The 7585-nt window shown below is 69.6% G+C and carries 5 protein-coding genes; 2 read left to right on the top strand and 3 right to left on the bottom strand.

From position 1 onward, the window contains the following. Positions 1-61 precede the first annotated feature (61 nt). The gene (locus ACT3TZ_RS09915) at positions 62-1621 is read right to left on the bottom strand and encodes a flotillin family protein (protein ID WP_444583249.1); all 1560 of its coding nucleotides are present in this window, start codon (positions 1619-1621) and stop codon (positions 62-64) included. Between the two features lie 251 nt (positions 1622-1872). On the opposite strand from ACT3TZ_RS09915, the gene ACT3TZ_RS09910 reads away from it, so the two are divergent. Further along, the gene (locus ACT3TZ_RS09910) at positions 1873-3285 is read left to right on the top strand and encodes an MFS transporter (protein ID WP_444583248.1); all 1413 of its coding nucleotides are present in this window, start codon (positions 1873-1875) and stop codon (positions 3283-3285) included. Positions 3286-3549: 264 nt separating this feature from the next. On the opposite strand, the gene ACT3TZ_RS09905 is transcribed toward ACT3TZ_RS09910, so the two are convergent. Beyond that, positions 3550-3741, bottom strand: coding sequence for a hypothetical protein (locus tag ACT3TZ_RS09905; protein WP_444583247.1), 192 nt, complete (start codon positions 3739-3741; stop codon positions 3550-3552). Between the two features lie 97 nt (positions 3742-3838). Then, a complete protein-coding gene (gene pgi / locus ACT3TZ_RS09900) occupies positions 3839-5551 on the bottom strand; it encodes a glucose-6-phosphate isomerase (RefSeq protein ID WP_444583246.1) in 1713 nt (570 codons plus the stop codon). Between the two features lie 228 nt (positions 5552-5779). Here pgi and ACT3TZ_RS09895 point away from each other — a divergent pair, with 228 nt between their 5' ends. Then, on the top strand, positions 5780-7426 hold the full coding sequence (locus ACT3TZ_RS09895; RefSeq protein ID WP_444583245.1) for a peptide ABC transporter substrate-binding protein: 1647 nt from the start codon (positions 5780-5782) through the stop codon (positions 7424-7426). The last annotated feature ends 159 nt before the right edge of the window (positions 7427-7585 follow it).

Below are 7585 nucleotides of genomic sequence, written 5' to 3'. Positions count from 1 at the left end.
GCGGGGCCCCGCGTCCTGATGCCGTGTCCGCGGTGCCGGCTCGGCGCCGCGGCGAACGTTCTCAGCCCTCGGTGTCCTCCGCCGTGGGGCCGGTCGCCGCAGTCGTCGCGGCCGGCGTCGTCGCGACGGCGCTCGGCTCGCGCACAGCGTCCTCGGACGACGAGCTGGAGCCCGACGCCGCACGCTGCAGCATGTCGTGGAAGTCCACGCCGGTGGTCGAGCGCACCATGTCGAGAACCTGTGCCAGGCTCGCGGAGATGTTCTTGCCGATCTTCGCCTCGCCGTCGGTGGAGACCACCGAGAGCGACTCGATGTTCGAGTACGGCGAGGCGAGCTCGCGGGCGACCTCGGGCAGCGTCTCGAGGAGCTGCGAGAGGATCGCGGCCTCGTTGAACTGCTTGTATGCCTCCGCCTTGGCGCGGGTGGACTCCGCCTCGGCCTCACCGCGGGCGAGGATCGACGCACCGTCGGCCTCACCCTGGGCGCGCAGGGAGTCGGCCTTGGCCTGGCCCTCGAGGCGCACGGCCTCGGCGTCCTTCGAGCGACGCTGCAGCTCGGCCTCGGCCTCGGCGCGACCGTGGGCCTCGATCGAGTAGGCCTCGGACTCGGCCGTGACCTTGCGGGCCTCGGCGCGGTTGCGCTCGTCGGCCAGCTGGGCCTCGGAGTCGGCCACGCGGGCGTACTTCTTCGAGTCCGCGTCCTGCTGCTCGGCGTAGCGCTTGGCCTCGGCCGGCTTGTGGACCTCGGCGACCAGCTGCTTCTCGCGCAGGTCGTTGTTGCGGATCGCGATGAGCTCCTCCTGCTCGATGATCCGCTGCTGCTGGGTCGCACGCGCCAGGGGACCGGCGGCATCGGCCGCGGCCTGACGGGCGTCCGTCTGCTCCTTGATCTCCGCCTGGCGGATGTCGACCTTCTGCTTCGACTCGGCCTCGGCCTGGAGGTTGAGGTTCTGCGCCTCGGTGGCCTCGCGGTTGGCGCCGGACTCGGCGATCGCGGCGCGCTTGGCCACGAGCGCTGCCTCGGGCCGGCCCCAGTCGCGCAGGTACGTGCCGTCGTCCTCGACCGCGCTGATCTGGAACGTGTCGATCACGAGGCCCTGGTTGTTCATCGAGTGCTCGGCCTCCTCCTGCACCTGGGAGGCGAAGGACGCGCGGTCCTGGATGATCTGCTCGACGGTCAGGGTGCCGACCACGGCGCGCAGGGTTCCCGAGAGGATCTCCTGGCTGTAGTGGTCGATCTGCGCCTGCTGGTCGAGGAAGCGCTGCGAGGCCTTGCGCACGTCGTCGACGTTGCCGCCGACCTTGACCTGCGCGACGCCGCGCAGCCGCACGAAGATGCCGTTCTTGGAGTAGCCCTCGATCTCGACCTGGATCTGGCGCGAGGACAGGCTCAGCACGAAGGCGCGGTCGAAGATCGGGCGCACGATGGCGCGGCCGCCGATGACCACGCGGGCCCCGCCGGACTCGAGGTCGACGTCGCCGGCCTTGGCGTTGCGCCCGGTGATGATGAGCGCCTCGTTGGGCGCGGCGATGCGATAGCTGCGTATCAGCGTGACGATGATGATGATGAGCACGATCGCCGCGGCCACGACGCCGGCGCCCGTGAGAATCAATGGATCCACAGGTTCTTCCCCATGAGCAGGCGCCTCGGGGTGGCGGCGCGGTGCGCGCCGAGCGCCGAGGCGGAAGCGGATGCCGGATCGGTCCCTGGTGCCGTGTCCGACAGGACATCTCATCACATCGTGATGCGGTTCACCCATTCGGGTGAACGCACTGATCGTGTGGAGGGATCTCCCAGCATCGCCGGAGGCGTGACTCGTCTCATGATCCGATCACATGTCCGGTGGGCGAGATCGGGGACTACATTCCCTCCGTGAGCACCGCACCCGATCAAGCACAGCAGAAGACGCCCGACGACGCCCCGGTCGACGCCCCCGCCAACACCCGGGGCCGCGTCATCTTCGCGTCGATGATCGGCACGACCATCGAGTTCTTCGACTTCTACGCGTATGCGACGGCGGCCTCGCTGGTCTTCCCGGCCCTGTTCTTCCCGAACCAGACGCCGGCCAACCAGCTCCTCGCGTCCTTCGCCGTCTTCGGCGTCGCGTTCATCGCGCGTCCCCTGGGTTCGCTGATCTTCGGCCACTTCGGCGACCGGATCGGCCGCAAGCAGACGCTCGTCGCGAGCCTGCTGGTGATGGGCATCGCCACCTTCCTCATCGGCGTGCTCCCGACCGCCTCCGCGCCCGGCTTCTCCTTCATCGCCCCCGCGATCCTCGTGCTGCTGCGGTTCTGCCAGGGCGTGGGCCTGGGCGGCGAGTGGTCCGGTGCCGCGCTGCTGGCCACCGAGAACGCGCCCGCTGGCAAGCGGGCCCTCTACGGGACGTTCCCGCAGCTGGGCGCCCCGATCGGCTTCATCCTCTCCAACCTGCTGTTCGTGGGCCTGAGCATCGGGCTGAGCGACGCGCAGTTCCTGTCGTGGGGCTGGCGCGTGCCGTTCCTGCTCTCCGCGGTGCTCGTGGTGGTGGGCCTGTGGGTGCGCCTGAAGCTCATGGAGACCCCCGCCTTCCAGAAGGTCCTCGACGAGCAGCGCGTGGCCAACGTGCCGATCGCCCGCGTGTTCAAGACCGCCTGGCGCACGCTCATCCTGACCACCGTGGCGATGGTCGCCACCTACGTGCTCTTCTACCTGATGACCGCGTTCCTCATGGTGGTGGGCACGACCGCCTCGGACGAGGCCAGCGCGCGGGCCGCCGCTGAGGCCGCGGGCAAGCCCTTCGACGCCGCGGACTTCGCGCCGGGCCTGGGCTACGACCGCCCCCAGTTCCTCACGATGCTCATCATCGGCGTGGTGTTCTTCGGGATCTTCACCCTGATCTCGGGCCCGCTGGCCGACCGTCTCGGTCGCCGCCGCCTCCTGATCGGCGTCACCCTCCTCATCGGCGCCTACGGTCTGGTCATCGAGCCGCTGATCCACCTGGGCACCGCCGGGGTCATGGCCGTGCTGATCATCGGCTTCACCCTCATGGGGCTGACGTTCGGGCCGATGGCCGCCTACCTGCCCGAGATGTTCCGCGCCGACGTGCGCTACACCGGCAGCGCCGTCAGCTACAACATGGCCTCCGTGATCGGTGCAGCCCCTGCTCCCTACGTGCTGCTGCGGCTGTGGCAGGCCCAGGACGGCGGTCTGTGGCTGGTGGGCGGGTACCTGCTGCTTGCGGCCGTGGTCACGCTCGTGGCCGTGCTGATCGGCAAGGAGACCCGGGACAGCGACTACCTGTCCTGAGCGGCGGCTCGCTGTCCTGAGGGGCGGCTCGTCGGGTGCCGTCCGGCTGTCCGGAGCGGGAGGAGGCCTGCTCGGAGCAGGTCGCGTACACATCCCGGCGCCCTGTGCGATCACGGCTGCACCGGTGCGACCGTACCTTCACTGGGCGCCGGTTCGTGTACACGCCTCCGGATGCCCGCACCTGAAATCTGGGCCAGAGCTCCGCTCCGGATGCCCGCACGGGGTCCCTCACCTGGATCCGGCCGCACGCCGCCCGCGGCCGGCTCAGTTCGAGAGGCCGGCCAGCTCCTCGTGCCCGCCCACGAAGTCGCTCATGACGTCGTTGAAGGTCACGTCGTCCCCGGCCGGCGTCGGCCAGTCGATGCGGCCCTGGTACGAGGAGACGTCCACCCCGCGCAGCGCGTACCCCGCGGCGAAGATCCGCCCCGGCCACAGGATCCCCGAGGACACGAGCACGGCGACGACGGCGAGAGCGATGAGGGGGGAGGCACTCCCGCGACCGACCGGGCGCCGCGGGAGGACGACTCCTCGCCCTCCCGCGACGCCCGAGGCATCAGGCGCGCTCGCGGTGCGCCCGGTAGTAGCGGATCAGCTCGGCGGTCGAGGAGTCCTGGGCATCGATCGCCTGCTCGTCACCGGCGACCGCGGGCGCGAGCTCCTTGGCCAGCTGCTTGCCCAGCTCCACGCCCCACTGGTCGAAGGAGTTGATGCCCCATACGGTGCCTTCGACGAAGGTGATGTGCTCGTACAGGGCGATCAGCTGCCCCAGCACGCGCGGCGTGAGGGCTGGGGCGATGATCGACGTGGTCGGGCGGTCGCCGGAGAACTCGCGGGCGGCGACGAGCGCGCCGGTGGTGCCCTCGGCGCGGACCTCCTCGGCGGTCTTGCCGAACGCCAGGGCCTTGGTCTGGGCGAAGAAGTTCGCGAGGAACAGCTCGTGGACGTCCTGGTCGCCGTCCTGCAGAGGCCGGACCGGCGTCGCGAAGGCGATGAAGTCGGCGGGGATGATGCGCGTTCCCTGGTGGATCAGCTGGTAGAAGGCGTGCTGGCCGTTGGTGCCGGGCTCGCCCCAGTAGACCTCGCCGGTCTCGGTGGTCACGGTGGTGCCGTCCCAGCGCACGGACTTGCCGTTGGACTCCATCGTCAGCTGCTGGAGGTAGGCCGGGAAGCGATGCAGGTACTGGGAGTAGGGGAGCACCGCGTGGGTCTCGGCCTGCAGGAAGTTCACGTTCCAGACGTTGATGAGCCCCATCAGCACGGGCACGTTGCTCTCGAGCGGCGCGGTGCGGAAATGCTCGTCGAGGTCGTGGAAGCCGGCCAGCAGCTCCTCGAACACGGCCGGGCCGAGTGCGACCGCGAGGACGGTGCCGATCGCGGAGTCGACGCTGTAGCGGCCGCCCACCCAGTTCCAGAACCCGAAGGCGTTGTCCGTGTCGATCCCGAAGTCGGCGACCTTGTCGAGAGCGGTCGAGACGGCGGCGAAGTGCTTGGCGACGGCGTCCTTCTCCTGGTCCGCGGTGATGGCACCGGAGGACCGCAGCCCGTCGAGCAGCCACGTACGCACCAGGCGCGCATTGGTGATGGTCTCCAGCGTCGTGAAGGTCTTGGACGCGACGATCACGAGGGTGGTCTCGGGGTCGAGATCCGCCGTCGTCTCGTACGCGTCGGTGGGGTCGATGTTCGAGATGAAGCGGGCCTCGATGCCGGCGTCGGCGAGCGGCCGCAGGGCCTCGTAGACCATGACCGGCCCCAGGTCGCTGCCGCCGATGCCGATGTTGACGACGGTGCGGATCCTCTTGCCGGTCACGCCGGTCCAGGCGCCGGAGCGCACGGAGTCCGCGAAGGCGTAGATCCGCCGCAGCACCTCGTGGACGTCGTGGTCGACGTCCTGCCCGTCGACCTCGAGCGCGGGCTCGGCGCCGGACGGACGGCGCAGCGCGGTGTGCAGCACGGCGCGGTCCTCGGAGGTGTTCAGGTGGGTGCCCGCGAACATCGCGTCGCGACGGGCCTCGAGGCCGACCGCGCGACCGAGGTCCAGCAGGAGGTCGACGGTCTCGGGGGTGACGAGGTTCTTGGAGAGGTCGACGTGGAGGTCGGCGGCGTCGTGGGTCAGGCGCGCCGCTCGCTCGGGGTCCGCGGCGAACCACTCGCGCAGGGAGCCCTCGAGGTGGTCGTCGTGCTCCTCCAGCGCGGACCAGGCCGCGGTGGTGGTGGGGTCGATGGGGTCCGCGACGGGCGCGGGGGAGTGTGAGGTGTCCTCGGTCATGGGTCCATTGTGGCGCTCCGCGGCCGCGTGCGGCAGTCATGACGCCCGATGACGGGACGTCCTGCACGGCGGACACGATGACCAGTCCTCGGAATGCTCTGGACACGCCGATACCGAACCGTTATCGGCCTGAGTGCGGGCGTCGGAGATCCGTGGGGCAGACTGAGCGACACCTTTCACGGGCTCACGGAACCCTGTGCGCCCCCTTCTACCCTCCAGGAGAGGTCCATGACGATCTCACGTCGATCGATGATCCTCGGCTCCGCGGCCACCGGTACCGCGGCCATCGCCCTCGCAGCATGCAGCGGTGAGAGCGACGGCGGGAGCGACGGCGGCGGCGATGGCGGGCAGGTCGTCTTCGCCAACGGCACCGAGCCCGAGAACCCGCTGATCCCCACCAACACGAGCGAGGTGGGCGGCGGGCGCGTCATCACCTCCGCCTTCGCCGGGCTCGTCTACTACACGGCGGACGGCAAGGTCGAGAACGACCTCGCCGAATCGATCGAGTCCGATGACAAGCAGACCTGGACGATCAAGATCAAGTCCGGCCAGAAGTTCTCGGACGGCTCCGACGTCACCGCCAAGAGCTTCGTGGACGCCTGGAACTTCGGCGCGCTGACGACGAACGCCCAGAAGGGCCAGTCGTTCTTCGAGCCGATCGAGGGCTTCGACGCCGTGGCCGCGGAGACCCCCTCCGCCGAGACCCTCTCGGGTCTGGCCGTCGTCGACGACACGTCCTTCACGGTCAAGCTCGTCTCCGCGCAGTCCGACTTCCCGACCCGTCTGGGCTACTCGGCCTACATGCCGCTGCCGGACGGCGCGATCGACGACATCGATGCGTTCGGGGAGAAGCCGGTCTCCAACGGTCCGTACAAGGTCGAGACCTGGGACCACAACAAGCAGATCGTGCTCGTGCCCAACGAGCACTACGACGGCCCGCGCACGCCCAAGAACGGCGGGATCACCTTCACGATCTACGCCGACAACGACACGATGTACAGCGACCTCGAGTCCGGGAACGTCGACGTCATCGACGCGATCCCGACGTCGGCGCTGTCCACCTTCGAGAGCGACCTGGGCGACCGTGCCGTCAACGCTCCCGGCGCCGTGTTCCAGTCGTTCACGATCGCCCAGAACGATCCGAACTTCTCGGGGGAGGCGGGCAAGCTCCGTCGCCAGGCGCTGTCGCGGGCGATCGACCGTGCGTCGATCTGCGACTCCCTGTTCTTCAAGACGCGCACGCCCGCGACGGACTTCGTCGCTCCCGTGATCGAGGGCGGCGGCGCGACGGACATCCCCGGCGCCGAGGTCCTCGACTTCGACGCGGCACAGGCCAAGGAGCTGTGGAACCAGGCCGAGGCGGTCCAGGCATACGACACCTCGACGCCCTTCACCCTCTCCTACAACGCGGACGGTCCGCACAAGGACTGGGTCGAAGCGGTCTGCAACTCGATCAAGAACACCCTGGGCATCGAGGCGAACCCGCAGCCGTTCCCGGCCTTCGGCGAGTTCCGCAAGCAGATCACCGACCGTCAGCTCAAGGGTGCGTTCCGCTCGGGCTGGCAGGCCGACTACCCCTCGGCGTACAACTTCCTCGGCCCGCTGTACTCCTCGGCGGCGGCGGACGGAAAGGGCTCCAACGACGGCGACTACAAGAACCCCGAGTTCGACGGTCTGCTGGCCCAGGGGCTCGAGGCCGCCGACGTCGAGGCCGCGATCGTCCAGTACAAGGCGGGCGAGGCCATCCTCGTGCAGGACCTCCCGGCCATCCCGCTGTGGTACCAGAACACGTTCGGCGGCTACTCCGAGTCCGTCGGTGACGTGGAGTTCGGCTGGGACACGGTCCCGCTGTACTACGCCATCACCAAGGCCTGACCAGGTCGGAGCGTCGCAGCGCGGCGGCCGTCGGTTCCTCGCGGACCGGCGGCCGCCGGTCCGCGAGCCGCCTCACCGCCGGACGCCCCCGGCGGAGTCTGGGAGCGCAGCCGTGCGGCGCCTTCCCTACACTGACCACCCCGACGGCACCTCACCGTG

Source organism: Brachybacterium sp. AOP25-B2-12, from assembly GCF_052378625.1.
Classification (GTDB): Bacteria; Actinomycetota; Actinomycetes; order Actinomycetales; family Dermabacteraceae; genus Brachybacterium.
This window is presented reverse-complemented; position numbering and strand designations above follow the sequence as displayed.